The organism is Sphingobacterium sp. UBA1897 (assembly GCF_002337775.1).
GTDB classification, from domain to species: domain Bacteria; phylum Bacteroidota; class Bacteroidia; order Sphingobacteriales; family Sphingobacteriaceae; genus Sphingobacterium; species Sphingobacterium siyangense.
Map to the genome: position 1 here is coordinate 40,799 of NZ_DDGR01000037.1, position 16,654 is coordinate 57,452.

Annotated in this window: 13 protein-coding genes; 8 read left to right on the forward strand and 5 right to left on the reverse strand. The window is 34.1% G+C overall.

Annotated elements, in window-relative coordinates; genetic code table 11:
- The first annotated feature begins 13 nt into the window (after positions 1-13).
- The 8 genes from B4N43_RS23765 to B4N43_RS23800 all read left to right on the forward strand — a co-directional run bounded on the left by B4N43_RS23765 (position 14) and on the right by B4N43_RS23800 (position 9,663).
- On the forward strand, positions 14-709 hold the full coding sequence (locus B4N43_RS23765; RefSeq protein WP_286736636.1) for a hypothetical protein: 696 nt from the start codon (positions 14-16) through the stop codon (positions 707-709).
- A gap of 31 nt (positions 710-740) precedes the next feature.
- A complete protein-coding gene (locus B4N43_RS23770; protein WP_286736638.1) occupies positions 741-1,382 on the forward strand; it encodes a hypothetical protein in 642 nt (213 codons plus the stop codon).
- A gap of 93 nt (positions 1,383-1,475) precedes the next feature.
- The gene (locus B4N43_RS23775) at positions 1,476-1,688 is read left to right on the forward strand and encodes a hypothetical protein (protein ID WP_286736641.1); all 213 of its coding nucleotides are present in this window, start codon (positions 1,476-1,478) and stop codon (positions 1,686-1,688) included.
- Between the two features lie 216 nt (positions 1,689-1,904).
- Positions 1,905-3,110, forward strand: a complete 1,206-nt coding sequence (locus tag B4N43_RS23780) for an AbiH family protein (protein ID WP_286736643.1) — start codon at positions 1,905-1,907, stop codon at positions 3,108-3,110.
- Between the two features lie 388 nt (positions 3,111-3,498).
- On the forward strand, positions 3,499-5,805 hold the full coding sequence (locus tag B4N43_RS23785; protein WP_286736645.1) for a sensor histidine kinase: 2,307 nt from the start codon (positions 3,499-3,501) through the stop codon (positions 5,803-5,805).
- Between the two features lie 11 nt (positions 5,806-5,816).
- Positions 5,817-6,923 (forward strand): hypothetical protein, encoded by a 1,107-nt coding sequence (locus tag B4N43_RS23790; protein WP_286736646.1) that lies wholly within the window; start codon positions 5,817-5,819, stop codon positions 6,921-6,923.
- A 3-nt stretch (positions 6,924-6,926) separates the two neighbouring features.
- Positions 6,927-7,691: a hypothetical protein gene (locus B4N43_RS23795; RefSeq protein ID WP_286736647.1), complete on the forward strand. Its 765-nt coding sequence runs from the start codon at positions 6,927-6,929 to the stop codon at positions 7,689-7,691.
- A 139-nt stretch (positions 7,692-7,830) separates the two neighbouring features.
- Positions 7,831-9,663 carry an Eco57I restriction-modification methylase domain-containing protein gene (locus B4N43_RS23800; protein ID WP_286736649.1) on the forward strand — a complete coding sequence of 611 codons (1,833 nt, stop codon included), beginning with the start codon at positions 7,831-7,833 and terminating at the stop codon, positions 9,661-9,663.
- Between the two features lie 8 nt (positions 9,664-9,671).
- Here B4N43_RS23800 and B4N43_RS23805 read toward each other — a convergent pair whose 3' ends face one another.
- From B4N43_RS23805 to B4N43_RS23825, 5 genes are read right to left on the reverse strand one after another with little or no spacing between them, the layout of a single operon-like run.
- The gene (locus B4N43_RS23805) at positions 9,672-10,574 is read right to left on the reverse strand and encodes a hypothetical protein (RefSeq protein ID WP_286736650.1); all 903 of its coding nucleotides are present in this window, start codon (positions 10,572-10,574) and stop codon (positions 9,672-9,674) included.
- The gene (locus B4N43_RS23810) at positions 10,574-12,424 is read right to left on the reverse strand and encodes a KAP family P-loop NTPase fold protein (RefSeq protein ID WP_286736652.1); all 1,851 of its coding nucleotides are present in this window, start codon (positions 12,422-12,424) and stop codon (positions 10,574-10,576) included. The genes B4N43_RS23805 and B4N43_RS23810 overlap by 1 nt, the downstream gene beginning before the upstream one ends.
- Positions 12,425-12,427: 3 nt before the next feature.
- Positions 12,428-12,727, reverse strand: coding sequence for a hypothetical protein (locus tag B4N43_RS23815; RefSeq protein ID WP_286736654.1), 300 nt, complete (start codon positions 12,725-12,727; stop codon positions 12,428-12,430).
- Between the two features lie 27 nt (positions 12,728-12,754).
- A complete protein-coding gene (locus B4N43_RS23820; protein ID WP_286736655.1) occupies positions 12,755-13,603 on the reverse strand; it encodes a GIY-YIG nuclease family protein in 849 nt (282 codons plus the stop codon).
- 6 nt (positions 13,604-13,609) lie between these two features.
- The gene (locus B4N43_RS23825; protein WP_286736656.1) at positions 13,610-16,624 is read right to left on the reverse strand and encodes a type I restriction endonuclease subunit R; all 3,015 of its coding nucleotides are present in this window, start codon (positions 16,622-16,624) and stop codon (positions 13,610-13,612) included.
- Positions 16,625-16,654 lie beyond the last annotated feature (30 nt).

Here is a 16,654-nt window from a genome sequence, read left to right on the forward strand (position 1 = left end):
ACCTAAACTATAGATGACCGATCTAATATTTTACTTAAACAAAGATACTAAAGTGATTTATAAAATTCAAATTATTTACAGCACAAAGCATAAAATATTTCTATTCCTTAATTTATCTATGAATAAAAACACGTGGTATCTATTTCCAATTGAACTTTATATTATTATTGCTGTTAGAAATATTCGATTTGAATTAGGAATTTCTGGCGAAGATATTTCTGAACATCTTGAAAAAAATGAAAAATATATCGGACACATGGAAAGCGCTGCGAACAATTCAAAATACAATGATGAGGTTTTGAGCGAAATTGCTATATACTTTTCTGAAATTGCCAAATTGAGACAACAGGAACTTAAAGATTCAGGCGATAGCACAGTTATTAAAACGGAATATACTATTTATGATTTCTATCCGAAAGAGATTTTATCCAACGATAAAGTCCTCAAAGAAATTCCTCCTATTCCACCTGGCGTAGGTCCAGCACCTACCCTAAATGCATTAATAGAAGATCAAACTTTTTTCAAAAATGCAAAGACCCTAAATGAAATTATAATTAAAGCTAATAAAGTCCAAAATCAAAACTGGGAAGCAAAAGACTTTACTCGTCCACTAGAGCGCGCTGTAAAAGGCAAAAGTAAAAGACTCAAAGTAGCTCTTAAAGGCGACCTAAATACATACATCCTTATCGGTAAGCACAAAAAGGATTAGTATCTTTGTGGTCAAAGAAATGGCCAATTTTATGCAAGTTGATCTTAAATTTGAAATAATTAACATTAATGCCATGCCCCGAATAGAGGTCGAGAAAATGCTCAATATACTTCTTTTGAGAAAGAAAAGAGGTTATAATCAATTCGAACTTTCTTTCCTCATGGGACAACGTGACTTTTATGTTCGTGACGCTGAAGATCCCACTCATACCTTAATTTACTCCATACCATTTAATAATATATTCCGTGAGATTTTCGATTGTAGTATTGAGCAAATAGTGCCTGATATCACTAACTCAGAATTTACCATCCAAATATCTGTAGCAAAGAGTGAATCTGACTTGGCTGTTCATAAAGCTGAAAAAATCCTCAAAGATGGCAGAATAGAATTTATAGATATCTTATTTGCTGAACCAAAAGATTTATTACTAGAATCCCCAAGTATAATCAAGGAGCAATCAGTTAAAGATTGGGTATTAAATCAAATCTCCTCAGAATATTTCAGCGATCCTAAAAACGCCTTACAGATTCTCAAAGATTGTGAGAAAGAATTCGATGGTGCAGTACGTCCATTATTTCTTGCAAATGCTTTAAAAGCCTGTAATGGAACAAAAGGAACTCCTAAGTTGACGAGCAAGAAAGATGAGAATGGAAGGTTTGTTTTCGCATTGTAATAAAAGCAGCCATTAATAAAATACTGAATAACTATGGAATTTGTTTGTACAGAACAATAAGTACCAGATGTATCAGATTTTCTTCAACTTTACATGAAGAAGAATAATCTACGATTTCTAACAGCAGATGAATGTACGGAAGCTTTATCTGATGTTGGTATTCTAACAAATACAAAAGGACCTAAACCGGGGTTCAATTTTCGAGAAATGCTTAGACAATGCCGAGATGGAGTGCTCAACGACCTAGTATGTGGAGGATATCAGAAGAAACCGGGTGCGAGACGGAAAATAAGTTATGTGGGTTAACCACCAACGTTAATGGTGAGAAAGTCGAACACAGTAGAAAGGCAATTTATTTGTTTTAACGAATAAGATTTGTTTTCCAAAAAAAGTCTATCTATCTTAGAAGAAGCTATTTTTAAAAAGACATACAGCCTATAAATTTTAAACAGTTTTTCTTCCGAAGAGAATAATTCAAAGTTCATTGTGCTATATAAATTGTCTTATGAGATTTAAGAATTTATGCCTAAAATTTTAATTACGGGAAACGGTTTCGATTTGAGTTTTGGTTTACCAACAGGATATTCTGATTTTATAAAAATCTGCAAGAAATTGAAGGAAAGTTCCAAATTTGATTGGAATGATTTTCGAGAGGATATTTCTATCTTAAAAATTTCAGATAGTGTACCTAATTCATCTTTTCAGGATTTTGAAAGTTTCCAAAAACGGTTACAAGACAGTACGTGGTTTAACTATCTATCTAGAATATTCACTATTAATACGTGGATCGATTTCGAAAAATATATAGAAAAAGCATTATCAATTATTCAATCAAGTCTTAATGAAATTAAAACTGAAACGTTTCTAAAAAACGGGAGATATTTCAAATCAGATATTATCTACTATAAAGAAAACTTTCATAAGGAAAACTATGAAATCTATCTGACCCTATTAGACTTTAAAATATTCTTGAATAATAGTTTTATGGTTCCTCAATTAAATCCTATTTTTTTGAGATCCATCGATGAATTCCATGTTGATTTTGAAAATGACATTTTGTTTTCATCTATATTAAATGATTTAAATACTTTCAGAAATATATTTCAGGAATATTTAAGAGAAATAGTAATACCATTATATGATTTATTGAAATCAGACGAAAGGAGAATATTACTGCAAAAGATAACCCATCATTTTACTTTTAATTATACCCCAACTTTTTCTAAATTAGTATCAAACAAGCCAGGTACCTGTTTCCTTCATGGGGAATTAGAAGCTAATAACATTATCTTAGGTATAAATGAATGGGAAAATATCTCCATTGATGGCCCAAATTTGATTCCATTTACCAAATACTTTCAGAAATTAAATTTTGGCATTGATCTTAAATTTATTAATGAAATAGAGGGAAGAGATAAATTATATCAATTCTTTTTTTGGGGGCATTCTCTAGATAAATCTGATGCAATTTATATAAATGAAGTGTTCGATCGAATTGAAGCACTTGAAAAAAAACACTCAAAAGGCAAAATAATCATAGTTTATCATAGTGATTCTTCTCGATTTAGTATTATAAAAAATCTTATCGAAATTAGGGGAAGTAAAGATATAATGAAGAAACAACGCAGTGGAGAATTGGTATTTTTACAAAGTAGCTCGGAAGAACTAAAAAAGGAACTAAAACTAAATATTCCTGCCAGAAGCATAGAAAATATTCGCATTTATTAAATAGATAAGAAGTATGGAGAACTTTAACATTGGAGATGAAATCTACCACAAGTCAAACCCATCAGTAAAATGGGTGATTGAGCAAATTGATGGCAATGAAATACGATGCTCTACCCTATTAAATGACAGCTTAAAACAAGTAAAAGAAACATTTCTAAAATCCTCAATTGAAAAATGTGGAGATGGTTCCATATTTATAACAAGTGGTCCGAGAAGAAATCATCAATGGTAGAAATTAAGGGTGAGAAATAAATAAAATTGATCAATTGACAGCAAACTGATTATCTAATCGAACTTTTCTACTACTACCGATATTGAAATATTTTCTACCTTGCAAACAAATAACGAGATTAAATACTTTCAAGATTCAAATAAATAAGCTAACATAATGGAGGAAGAAACCACATTATCAGAATTAAAAAAGAGATTGTCAGAAGAGCTTTTAAAAGAGAATTCTGATAACAATATGATAATTACGTTATCCAATAAAATTGCTAGTCTAGATGAATCCGCGGTGAGGTTTTCCGTGGATGCTGGTATCATTAATAGATTAGGAAAAGAACTCGTTGGAAAGCAAGAAACAGCTGTATCCGAACTTATAAAAAATGCATACGATGCCGATGCCACGGAAGTTGATTTAATTTTTGAGAACGCTTGGAAGGAAGGTGGAGTTTTAACAATTGACGATAATGGGAATGGAATGAATCGCGAACAATTAGTGAACGGTTTTATGAGATTGTCTTCTTCTGATAAAATTCATAATCCAGTGTCCGAAAAATACAAACGTCAAAAAGCTGGTAAAAAAGGGATTGGTAGATTTGCGACTCAGCGTCTAGGAAATAGACTAATAATTATTACTCAAACAGCACAATCGCGAGAAGCATTAAGAGTTGAAATAAATTGGGATGATTTTTCAATTGACAAAGACCTATTGGCCATTTCCAATTCAATTGAATCTGTAAAAAAAATTAAAGATAGTGGAACTAAACTAATCATAGAAGGTCTTCGAGAAGGATGGTCTGATGCTATGATAAAACGAGTTTATCGCTATACTTCTGAATTATTACAACCATTCCCTCTTTCAAAAAAGAAAGAAGAAGAAAAAGAAATATCAATTGATGAAGGATTCAAAAGTAATTATTACAGAAGTGACAAAGGGGATTTAGTTGCAATTGTTGATGAAGAAAAGGCAATTTTTCAGCACGCTTTAGCTGAAATTGAGGGATATGTCTTAGATGATGGGCAAGGATGTTGGGCATTAAAGAGTAATAAATTAAGTTTTCCTCAAGAAGTGTATTTAATAGGTAATAATGACAAAGATAAAGATGATGCAAATACTCCATTCAATCTAATAAAAGGACTACATTTTAAAGCTTATTACTATGTTTTTGATTCCTCTTTATTTGCACCAGGAACTATGACATTCATCCGAGAATTACTTTTTGAAAAAGGGGGAATTAGACTATATCGCAATGGTTTTCGCGTCCTGCCTTATGGTGAATCGTTTGATGACTGGTTAGGCTTGGATAAATCGAATAACAGAAATATAATTTTAGCTCAACATACAAATAGGAATTTCTTTGGATTTGTAGAGCTCATTGATAAATCTGATAATTTTGAAGAAACCTCAAGTAGAGAGGGGTTAATCGAGAATGAATATTTGAATGAATTGGTCAGTTTTGTTTATCGCTCTCTGACTAGTGCTGTTATGAAAGTACAAGCCTTAAGAGGTAGAAAAGTTACAGCTTCGCAAAAAGGGTATAAAAAAGAAAAGGAGAATCCTTCAGAAAAGGTTGATAATGCTATTAATGAAATAAAAGAATTAATAACGCCTTCTGGGAATACAAATAGCACAGGTCAAAATTCATCAGATCAACAAGATAAAAAGAAAAAAGCTGAAGATATATTTGAAAAAATAAAACAAGCAAGAGAAGAAGAAAAAGCAAAAAATCAAGAACTAATTGATGAAGTTAATATGCTTCGAATTTTGGCGGGACTAGGATTAGTAATTGGAGAATTTGTACACGAAGTTCAACGTTTTTTACCAGGCTTTGATGCGGATATACGTTTTCTTAAAAATGCAGTCAAAGATTATAAAGAAGTATATGAAAGAACTGAATTGTTAGAAACAAATGTAAAATCATTTAGTGCCTATACTTCATATTTCGATAAAACAATTTCTAGAAATGTACATAGAGAATTAGAACCTATAGAACTGAGAGATGTGGTTAGAAATTTTGAAACAGTTATTTCAAATGATTTGAGGAGAGCATCAATAAATATGTTACCGACCAAATATGAAGGATATGACTTATTTACTGTTCCTATGCACCCATCAGAATGGGCGTCAATATTATTTAACTTATATACAAACTCAAAAAAAGCAATCAAAAGAGCGAAATCTGATGGTAAGATTTTTATAAAATGTGGCAAGGATGACAACATGATTTTCTTAGAGTTTTCAGATAACGGTGATGGAATTAGCAAAGAAAACGAAGAGAATATTTTTAATGCTTTTTATACAACATCAACTGCCTCTAACCATACTTCTGACGATGCAACAGCTCTGACAGGAACAGGTTTAGGATTAAAAATAGTAAAGGATTTAATTGAGTTCTATAACGGAGAAATATATGTTTCCCCCCCTTTAGAAGGTTATAATACAACAATAAGAATAGAAATACCAAAAAATTAGAAAAATAAATTATGTCAATACCTAAATATATCTATGTTGATGATGAAAATGATGAATCAGTCTCTTCATTAATAAATGGTTTTACTGATACAGGATTGGTTGAAGTTCACCAGCTTTCAATAAAAAAAAGAATGAATTTTTCAGAATTGGAGAGCCTGATAAACAGCAAAATAGTAGATGAAAAATATAATGGATTATTAATCGACCTAAGATTGGACGGAGAAGGTCCTAATCAGTTGGAGTATAGTGCTATTTCAATAAGTGCAGAATTAAGAGCAGTAAGTGCAAGGAAAGATATACCTTCTTTCCCAATTGTACTATGTTCTACTTTACCCAAAATAAAAGAAACATATAAATCGGATAAAACAAGCCATGATTTATTTGATTATACTTTTAGAAAATCAGAAGACCCAGATTATGAAAGATTTTCTAGAAAACTAAAAGCATTAGCTGAAGGATATAAAGAATTAGCTTTTGATACAACTTCTCTAAATCAAATATTCCAAAGAGAAGATCTAAAAAATCTAGACCAGAGGATATTTGAACGATTTTATAATCAAGATATTATAGTACCGTATGATTTTGCACATTTCACTGTAAAAACGCTTTTTCATTGTACTAACCCTTTAATTAAAGAAACTGTTTTAGCAGCGAGACTAGGCATAGATATTGAGGCTAGTGGAGCTCATTGGAAAGAACTATTGTTAAAATTTGAAGATTGCAAGTTTAAAGGTTTGTTTTCAGAGGGCTGGAATAGATGGTGGGCAGATATGTTAAATAAGAGATTAAAGGAAATTTCCGGAAAAAACTTTTCCTTTCTAAAAGCTGAAGAAAGAGTTCTTATATTAAAGGACTTTTTTAGTATCGATGGCATAGTAGCGGCAGAGCCTATAAAATTTAATACGAGTAAAGAGTTTTGGACAATATGTGAAGCAACTAAATGCCCTTTAGACCCTCTAGAAGGATTTAAAGTAAAATTATCTCACGAATTGAAAGTATGGCAAGAGCCTAAATACATTTCACTCTATGCAGTTTTAGAAAGATTAGGTGCTAAAAAAGGAATTGAACCACATTTTTCCGAGATTGAAAGAATTAACGATATTAAAACCAAACTATAATCCATGGCAGTTAGTGAAAGAAATATGGCTTTTAGAAGAGCTAGAGCTACTGATTTGAGAATATTACGCCAGACCTTGGACAATAAGTTAGGAGATTGTGATACAACACCTTTGGAGACCGTTATTTCTCAACTAAATAATAGCGATTTTATACCTACATTAAAAAATGGTGATCGAGATCAGAATATATGGGGCTATGATATTGATGGTTTTAGGATGCCTTTGGACACTTTAAACCACGTTAAACCACAAGATATTACTAAAGGAGAAGTAATCTTAAACATGAAGTTACGTGCTAAAATTCAAGATTGGAATACATTTCATGACCCATTCACTGAATTAGCTTACAACGTTATGATAAAAGGTGTTGGGCAAAAAACATATCATTTTGGATTTCATATTGATAAGCATACTGGAAATGTCAATACCAAAGAACCCCATCCTGTTTATCATCTACAATATAATTTTAACCCTACAAAGTCAAGTGCCCCAAATTTAGGAGATTTATTTTATATAGATACACCAAGAATAATGCATAAGCCGGTTGATTTTATCTTAGGAATTGGATTTCTTACTTCCAATTTTTACCCTATCGCATTTGAAAGCTTAAAAGATGAAAGAGAATTTGTAAAATTACAACAGAGCTATCAAGAAGCTATTTGGAAGCCTTACTTTCATACTTTGGCCAACCAATGGAGACCTTTTGAGGGTGGAAATATAATCTGGGATCCCCTCACTATTAACAATATTTGCCCTACTTTCATATAAGCAATTAACTTTAGTTAAAGCCAATACATAACTTATTGCAATTCAATACACTTAATTATTGAATTGATTGGGAAGGGCTCCCAATTATTACGAAACAAAAAATCACAATCTAATTGCAAGATATTAGCTAACTTCGCGTATGAAAAAAATATTCGCTTTTTTGGCATTTCTCGATCCGTATGATGCTGATCGATTAATTGTATCCGCGTATATTTATGCAAATGAAGCACTTCCAGAAAACAATCAATTTATAAATGAATATATTATTACGGAAGCATTCGAAGAAGAATATAGGCTATTAGGTGAATTCCAAGAATTACTTGCAGAACAATTTAGTGAAATTTCATTAGAAACAGTTATTAAGCTTTTTGAAAATGTTGTTTCACCAGCAGATCGCATAGTTAATGGAGCTATCTACACACCTATTAACATACGTGAATACATTGTTAACAAAACATTTGAAAATCAGGCTAATTTAGAAGAAGTTGTTATTGGCGACATCGCTTGCGGTTGTGCAAGTTTCTTATACACAGCTGCTAGAGAGCTAAAAGCTCGTACAAGCAGAACATATTCTCAGATTTTTAGTGAGAACCTATACGGATTAGATATTCAAAAGTACTCAGCAACAAGAGCTCAACTTTTATTAACCCTTTTGGCTCTTTCTGAAGGCGAAGATCCTGGATATTTTAATTTTAACCTCTATGTTGGCGATGCACTTACGTTCAACTGGGCTGAGAATGTTCCTGGATTTATCGGATTCTCAATTCTGCTGGGTAACCCGCCTTATGTTCGCTACCGCAATATGGACGAGCAGACACGTCTCAATTTACAACATTGGGAAGTAGCCCAAGTTGGTCTTACTGATTTATATATACCATTTTTTCAAATCGGAATCGAAAACCTCCAACCGAACGGTGTATTAGGGTTCATCACTATGAATAGCTTTTTCAAAAGCTTAAACGGACGAGCATTGCGCCAATATTTCGCGGATCATCAACTTGATTTTATAATCGAAGATTTTGGTGCAGAACAAATCTTCAAATCAAAGAATACATATGTCTGCATTTGTTTTATTTACAATCGTCAAGCGGACGCTATACGTTATGCGAGCATTACCGAAGAGACTCTGAATGAACCCAGAGAACATCATACACGACCATATGTCACATTAAATAACCGAAGTGGCTGGAACTTAAGAAATACAGCAACTGTAACTGCTATCGAGAATACGGGTCGACCGTTTGGAGATATATACACTACGCGGCATGGTATCGCAACACTTAAAAATGACATCTATATCTTCTCACCTGCTGATGAAGATGATAATTTCTTTTATTTACAAAATGGACAACGGTTCGAAATTGAACGCGGTATATGTAAGGAGATCGTTAATTCGAATAAATTGAGCCGTATAAAGGATATAAATTCTTTGAAAGAAAAGGTTATTTTCCCTTATGAACAAATTGGTAATCGAGTCACGATTATGCCAGAAGAAAAGATTCAAGATCTTTATCCTAAAGCGTATCGTTATCTACAACATAAAAGGAGCATTTTAGAAGACCGAGACAAGGGTGGCGCAAAAGATTATGATAATTGGTATGCTTATGGCCGGACACAGTCATTAGAGAGAATGAGACATAAATTGTTCTTTCCAAAGTTCTCTGATGTTACTCCCTCCTTTCTTGTTGACCATGACGAAAACTTAATGTTTTACAACGGTTTGGCGCTCATAGGAGAGAGCGAACTGGAAGTAGAAATCGCTCGTAAGATTATGGAATCAAAAGTCTTCTGGTACTACATAGAGTCTACTAGTAAACCTTATTCCAATAAATATTATTCTTTGAATAGCACCTACATCAACAATTTCGGTGTATGTGACTTGTCTGAGGAGGAGATTTCATTTCTGTTAGAGGAGACAAATCAAGCTCATTTGGATGAGTTTTTTGGAGATAAATATGGGGTTATAGTATAACCCCATATTTATTGTATACCCTCACTATAATCTGGTGGAAGACATATTGGTCTTACATGCTTATGGTTACTAGATGTAAGGGGCAAGCGGTCAATTTCATATTGAGGTGTGAATTTTGGACTGTATAAAATAACTGTCTCATCTTCTCCGTTTTGTTTAGAAATAGCCCTATTATAGAATTCTTTTATATCCTCCAACAAACTTGAATCAGCGATTTTATCACCAATAGTGTCAAGAAATTCGGTAAAACTATCGTTAGGAAATATCCTTGAACAAAAAGGCTCGCCAACATGTAAATAAAATTCTATATTATGCTTATTTGGGCCAGTATAATATGGTCTTATAAAATATTTTAGATAATTAGTCGGATTTTCCGCGATATAATTATGGAATTTCTCTATTGCATCAGGATGCAAAATAATTCTTCTGTTAGCCTCCATATCAGTAACACAATTGTAAAATTGTTCTATAATTAGATCATAATCCTTTCTTTCATCAATTGCATTTGTAAGAGCCTTAATATTGACTTCTTCAAGCTCCTTTTTCAAAAGATCTATGTTATTTTTCTTAGCAATTCCCTCCGAATTATCCTTAATATTTAATATAAATCGAAATATAAATGCATTAACACTACTGTTATCATTAGGGATGCTATCCGAGATTATGGAAACAAACTCTTTTATACTTTCTCCAGAAAGTAGAATCAAATCTAATACTTTATATACAGAATTGAAAAGGAACTGTTGAATAGGGATATTATTATCATTCGTAATGCTTAACATTCCGCAAAGAATCTCTATTAGCTTCTTATATTCGTTATCATATTGAATAAGTCCCTTTTGTTCTAAGGCACCAAGTAAATCCAATTCCTGATGATTATCTCTATATTTAATCAATATATCCTTTCTCATTAGCCGTTAAATAAATCGTTTAAATCTTTTCTACTCACGCCTTCATAATTAAACTGGTGATAATTTGAATAATTGGATGCATAATGGAAACTGAAGTCACTATTAAAATCATTTGAAAGCGGCATAACAACCAATTCACCTAGGAGCTGGTTCAATACTCCATGTAAATTTTTATTGTGTACTGCCATAATCATTTTATCCACTTCGTTTTGGTTAAGCTCGTAGATCTTCAAAAAATTATTTGATCCTTCTTTGATAGAAATCCAGGCTTTAGTTTCAAATAACTGTCTAAAGAGACCAATATCCAAATATTTTATAAGCTCTAAAATAAAGACATCTAACAGATAAACCGTATCATGCGAATCTCTTAAAGACACTACTAAAGAGTTTACAAATCTTATCAGATCCCTTTTATTTCTAAATAAATTAAATATGGTCCTGCCAATCATCGAATATTTCACTGTACTAACTATTGTGGGCCTATTGGACAACAATATCTCTTCAAATTGCTCGATTATTTTCTTTTTACTTTCAATATCTATTTTATTTAATTTTTCCAAGGTTTGCTTAAACATGCTATCAAATACTCGAGTCAACTGGCGCTCATTAATTGGAGGTAATGAAATTTCGACATCAAAAATCTTCTTTAAATAATCCTGTGGATTATATATATTAAGTTTATCCAAAGAATAGTGTACGTATTCTTTATCAAACGGAGTAATAAAAACCATTCCTGAGAAATTTGCCGAATTACGTATTACTTGAAAAACAGCAAAAACCTCTTTATTATCTAATCGATCTAGATCATCTATCGCTACTATTATACGCTTATTTAATTTTCGAAGCAGAGAGTTGACATCCTGAAAATATTGCTCATTGGATTTTTCGGAAATCCATTGAGCTGGCAAATATTTAAGAGGGTTTAATGGGCTGTCTATGTTAGTTAAGCTTTTTGCATATTTCCTTAATAAAGAACCGGTGTAAATATATTTCGACAGCTCATCATCTAGGGTTTGGAAGAAATCCAAAGTCAAGTTGTTGCTGTTAGTAGAATACCAAGGATCAAATTCAATAAATATAGTATTCTCGTCTTTTAAGAATTCTTTTTTTAAAAATCCTATAAATGATGTTTTTCCTTCTCCCCATTTATTTACTAATCCTATACTTAATGCTCTTTCCAACGTTCCCTGAGAAGTACCAAGAGTTTCAATAAGAGACTTGTAAAATTGGCTTCGGTCATATTCGTCCTTCTCTTGATCTCTCAATGGACTATCAACAATCATCAATGAATCTTTAGCTTCTTTAGCTTTCAGCTGAAAAACAGAATAGAATAGCGCAAGTATTATAAAAATTACTAGAGCTAGAATTGGGAGATCTAATATCTTCAAAGAGCGTTGTGTTTCCTCTTTAAAAATACTGTAAAAATAAAAGTCGTTTGTGAATAGCCTATAATACCAATATAAGTATATAATAGCCAGAAAAGGAGATAGATATTTTAATGGAATAACATATCTATTTTCTACTAATTTCTTACCCCGCAGAACAAGCGGTAGAACCATTAATAAGGTAAGAACAACAACAAGTGTACTATTACTTCCGTCGTCCAGATCCTTACTAAACAGATATTCGGGCAAATTCTCTTTGAAAAGATTGGATATCGGAGTAAAAAACCAAATCGCCATCCAAATAGTAGAATATAAAATACAATTTCCCGCTTGGTTCAAAATATTAGTTCGAGGCTCGTAATTCTTCCTAACATTCCAAATAAACATTACAACTAGTTTTAAAAAGTTGAAGAATACGATCCAGAGCAACAATAACTTACCGACAAATTCATTGGTAATTTTCATCACTTACTTTTTCAACAATCCTAGGTGTAATAAGAGACCTAATGCTGGCGAATGTGTGCGAGGAACATATGTCTTAAAATTTGCGGTTTTAAAATCAGTCAATTCCAAATATGCCTGATGCACTCCTTTCAAATTCATAGACCATTTTTCACCTGTTGAAACTCTCACAAACTTCATTTCATCGGCGTCTAATAACTTCACATCATACTCTTTTCCAGTCAAACTTTTAAAGTTAATAACAGGGAGAACCATATTATAGAATTGAGAGTATGAAATGTTAGGGTTAGTTTTAGTGTATTTCATAAAAAATAAATTTGTGAGTAATTCGCTTTATAGCTCATAATGCTTTAATTGGATTCCCTCTGCTGTTTTCCACTCCAGCGGTCCACTCGCCGATCTCGCCAGTGTCGCACATGCAGCTCTTGATGAGGAAGTGAATACATAATCTTTAGTTAATATATAAAAATCACCTTCAATCTTTAAAATACCATCATGTACCATTTGCCCCCGTTCAATACGGATTCCTTCAGATAATGAAGGCTGCTCTAACATCATGAAAATAGAATCTTTGTAAACAATGAAACCTTCCGTGGATGGGCTACCTTTGCTTTCAGCCCCGGCTCCATTTTTACAGAAAAAAATCTGCTGCTGTGTTTCATTACGATCTACAGTTTCTTCTAAGTCTTCAAATATACGATGCCCTAATGTTGCTGTGAGCACTTTTATATTTGCTAGGAATTCTTCTAGCTCTGCTTGTTCAGCCTCAGACAATTCAGATCGCGTAGGAATATTTTGATTAAGAACAAAACGTCCCGCCTTCAAAGCTAAGTCATAAAGTCTATTTTCAAGATATTTTACACTAGCTTTATTGAGATACTTATCTTTACTACCAAAAAATATTACCTCGTTCCAAAACTCCTTTTGAGCGATATGGTTGGTTAATCTCTCAGCGATAATTTCTGCTTCACCAATATAAGCTGCGTCCTCATTGTTCTCTCCCTTACCAATTAAGATATATACTCCTGGTCTTTGAAATTCTGGGCGATTACTATATTCTTTAATTTTGATACGAGGTACCTTAACGCCTATTCCTGTCCAATTACTCAGCTCTGCTGTCATAAGCCCATTAGCTGTGCCGTCTACTAAAAACAAGCGTATCGTTTTTCCAAAAGTCTTCATATTGAACTATCTATCCAAATACCTCTGAGTACTGCTCCTAAATTCCTGCTTAAACTGATCATCCATTAGACGTTTAGCAAATTCCATTTGAAACTTACGCATAGACAAAGCTACATCATCAAATATCTTCTTAAAAGCTAGCTCACGCGTATAAGGATCGAGATTATCCACGTATTTCTGTTGATAATCCGGATGATCTGCAATACGCTGCGTAAATGTCTCGTATACCTGACGCTTGTCCTCTGGAGTTGCTTCCCAATCGGCGAACCAGCGATCATTGAAATCTCGAATAATCTTGTCCAATGCATCGGTATCATCATCACCATGCGCACCGCGTGGATTGGAATTTGCAGGATCGAGCGTGCTCTCATCCTTATCAAGCGACAATGATTCATTCAAACGTACACGTTCAATACCGTATGTGGACAAATCTACCGCATCCAATAACTCATCCAGCAATTCATCTTCTTTACGCTTCACGATCATCTTAGGAATAAGGAATTTTAAAAACCAGAATAGTTTTTCCCAAAACATATTTTCAAAACTGATCACCGCAGCCACTTGGCCATATACTTTTACAAAATGCTTAGCCTTGATCTTGAGATCCGCTTTTTGCTCTTCATTTAAATCCAGAGTATTATTAAATCGTAATGCAGCTTGGTCAATAATAGGGCTCAATTGATCTGCCGGTACACTTTGAAAAAACTTGGTATTGAAAATCTCAACCTCATGCCACTCGTAAATACCGGAATCATCAAGGCTATCTTTGAGATCATGCAGCACATTGACGTCGGTAGCACCACTCAGGGATGTCGCCGTATAAAATGGATCAAATGCGGCTTTGATATCAGCACCATCATTGAAGAAATCTAATACAAAAAGATTTTCTGTTTTCTTTCCGTATTTATTGGCTGAACGGTTAAGTCTGGAAAGTGCCTGTACACATAATACGCCCTGCAATTTCTTATCTACATACATTGTGGTCAGCTTGGGCTGATCAAAACCCGTAAGGTATTTATTGGCGACCACAAGGATACGATTGTCATCCTCGTCAAATTTGTCTTTGGTCTCTGAATCTGGAAATCCATTCAAAGATGCTTCGGTATACTCAATACCATCCACAAGCTTTTTGCCTGAAAACGCAATAACAATTTTAAAAAGATTGTCGTATTCAGTAAGTATAAGCTTTAATGCATGATAGTAGCGTATAGCCGATTCTATACTTTGCGTCACCACCATTGCTTTAGCTTTTCCTTTGAGCAACTTTTTGTAATAAACCTGCTGTAAAAAATGCTGAAGCATAATTCTTGCTTTGGCCTGTATGGTACGGGGATCACGCTCTACAAAGGCTTTTAAACGCTTCTGTGCCTTTCCGGTATTGAACTCAGGATTATCCTCTACGGACTTTTGTAATTGGTAATAGCTGCGAAAAGTGGTATAATTAGCCAATACATCTAAAATAAATCCTTCCTCTATCGCCTGCTTCATTGAATAGAGATGAAACGGTTTGAAAGATCCGTCGGCTTGTTTGGTACCGAAACGCTCTAGCGTAGCATTTTTAGGTGTTGCTGTGAAAGCAAAATAGGACGCATTTTGACGCATCTTACGAGCTTCCATCGCACGCAGGATTAAATCCTGTGCATCGACCTCGCCCTCTTCGTTCGTATCCAACTTACCCAAAACCTGGTTCATCTTATCCGCTGCCGATCCCCCTTGGCTACTATGCGCTTCATCGATAATAATGGCAAAGCGTTTATCGCTCATGTCATCGATGTCCTCTAGGATATGTGGGAATTTTTGAATGGTGGTAATAACGATACGCTTTCCGCTTTCGAGAGCTAGTCTTAGATCACTGGAAGAAAATGCTGCACCAATAATATTTTTCACTTCGGAAAAGCTTTTAATATTATCGCGCAATTGTCTATCCAATACCCTCCTATCCGTAACAACAATAACAGAATCGAAAAGCGGCGTTCCTTGCTGATCTTCTACTTCGATAAGCTGAAAGGCTGTCCACGTAATGGAATTGGATTTACCCGACCCCGCAGAGTGTTGTATCAAATAGGTGCTGCCAACTCCTTCTGTACGCACATCAGCTATAAGTCGCTGCACCACATCCAACTGATGGTACCTCGGAAAGATGTAGAATTTCTTACTAAGCGGATCACTATCTTTACCCTCTAACAGCATAAAATGCTGGATAATGCTTGCCCAGCTTTCTTTGCTAAATGTTTCTTCCCAAAGATAGGCTGTACGGTGTCCATTGGGATTGACAGGGTTTCCCTTGCCCATATCATCGCCTTTGTTGAATGGAAGGAAGAAGGTATCTTTTCCTTGAAGTTTGGTTGTCATATACACCTCGTCCGTATCAACAGCAAAATGTACGAGACAACGTCCGAATTGCAATAAAGGTTGGTTACTATCACGTGTATGTTTATACTGGTATATTCCCTGTACCGCAGCTGTCTGGCCCGTCCACGTATTTTTTAGCTCAATCGTACAGAGTGGCATACCGTTGACTGTGATGACCATATCAATTTCCTCTCCTGGATTGAGATTGGAGTAGCGAACTTGTCTGGTTACAGCAAACTGATTGTGCTCAAAATTATCCCGCACAGCTTGCGCACTACTGGCACTGGGTGCTTCATAAAAAAGTGTGAAATGTGCATTATCTACATCCAGTCCTTTCTTGAGCACACGCAATACGCCGTATTTCTTGACCATACGATCATAACGTTCCAAGATCTTTAGTTTCCAGTCACCATAGACTTGTAACTTGGCAAATTCCTTTGCCTGCGTAACCTGAAGAAAATTCCAGAAACGGTGTGTATCCAATGCATAGATCTTGTCAAAATCAAGTGCATCGCCTAGATAGTATCCTTTCCCGGAGAGATATTGCCCATATTTATCATTGGCATCTGCAATATTGGTTCCCTGCTCTCTCAGGTCTTCCAACGATGATCCTGTAAGCGCCTTTTCAATAAGGGATTCTAAAGCTTGTTCGTTATATTTTGAGGTCATACTTTCCAATTTAGATTATATAAATGGTGC

What these genes read in the sequence shown, in the direction of transcription:
- B4N43_RS23765 (WP_286736636.1), top strand. Translation starts at nt 14, where the DNA reads ATGACCGATCTAATATTTTACTTAAACAAAGATACTAAAGTGATTTAT.
- B4N43_RS23770 (WP_286736638.1), top strand. Translation starts at nt 741, where the DNA reads ATGCAAGTTGATCTTAAATTTGAAATAATTAACATTAATGCCATGCCC.
- B4N43_RS23775 (WP_286736641.1), top strand. Translation starts at nt 1,476, where the DNA reads ATGAAGAAGAATAATCTACGATTTCTAACAGCAGATGAATGTACGGAA.
- B4N43_RS23780 (WP_286736643.1), top strand. Translation starts at nt 1,905, where the DNA reads ATGCCTAAAATTTTAATTACGGGAAACGGTTTCGATTTGAGTTTTGGT.
- B4N43_RS23785 (WP_286736645.1), top strand. Translation starts at nt 3,499, where the DNA reads ATGGAGGAAGAAACCACATTATCAGAATTAAAAAAGAGATTGTCAGAA.
- B4N43_RS23790 (WP_286736646.1), top strand. Translation starts at nt 5,817, where the DNA reads ATGTCAATACCTAAATATATCTATGTTGATGATGAAAATGATGAATCA.
- B4N43_RS23795 (WP_286736647.1), top strand. Translation starts at nt 6,927, where the DNA reads ATGGCAGTTAGTGAAAGAAATATGGCTTTTAGAAGAGCTAGAGCTACT.
- B4N43_RS23800 (WP_286736649.1), top strand. Translation starts at nt 7,831, where the DNA reads ATGAAAAAAATATTCGCTTTTTTGGCATTTCTCGATCCGTATGATGCT.
- B4N43_RS23805 (WP_286736650.1), bottom strand. Translation starts at nt 10,574, where the DNA reads ATGAGAAAGGATATATTGATTAAATATAGAGATAATCATCAGGAATTG.
- B4N43_RS23810 (WP_286736652.1), bottom strand. Translation starts at nt 12,424, where the DNA reads ATGAAAATTACCAATGAATTTGTCGGTAAGTTATTGTTGCTCTGGATC.
- B4N43_RS23815 (WP_286736654.1), bottom strand. Translation starts at nt 12,727, where the DNA reads ATGAAATACACTAAAACTAACCCTAACATTTCATACTCTCAATTCTAT.
- B4N43_RS23820 (WP_286736655.1), bottom strand. Translation starts at nt 13,603, where the DNA reads ATGAAGACTTTTGGAAAAACGATACGCTTGTTTTTAGTAGACGGCACA.
- B4N43_RS23825 (WP_286736656.1), bottom strand. Translation starts at nt 16,624, where the DNA reads ATGACCTCAAAATATAACGAACAAGCTTTAGAATCCCTTATTGAAAAG.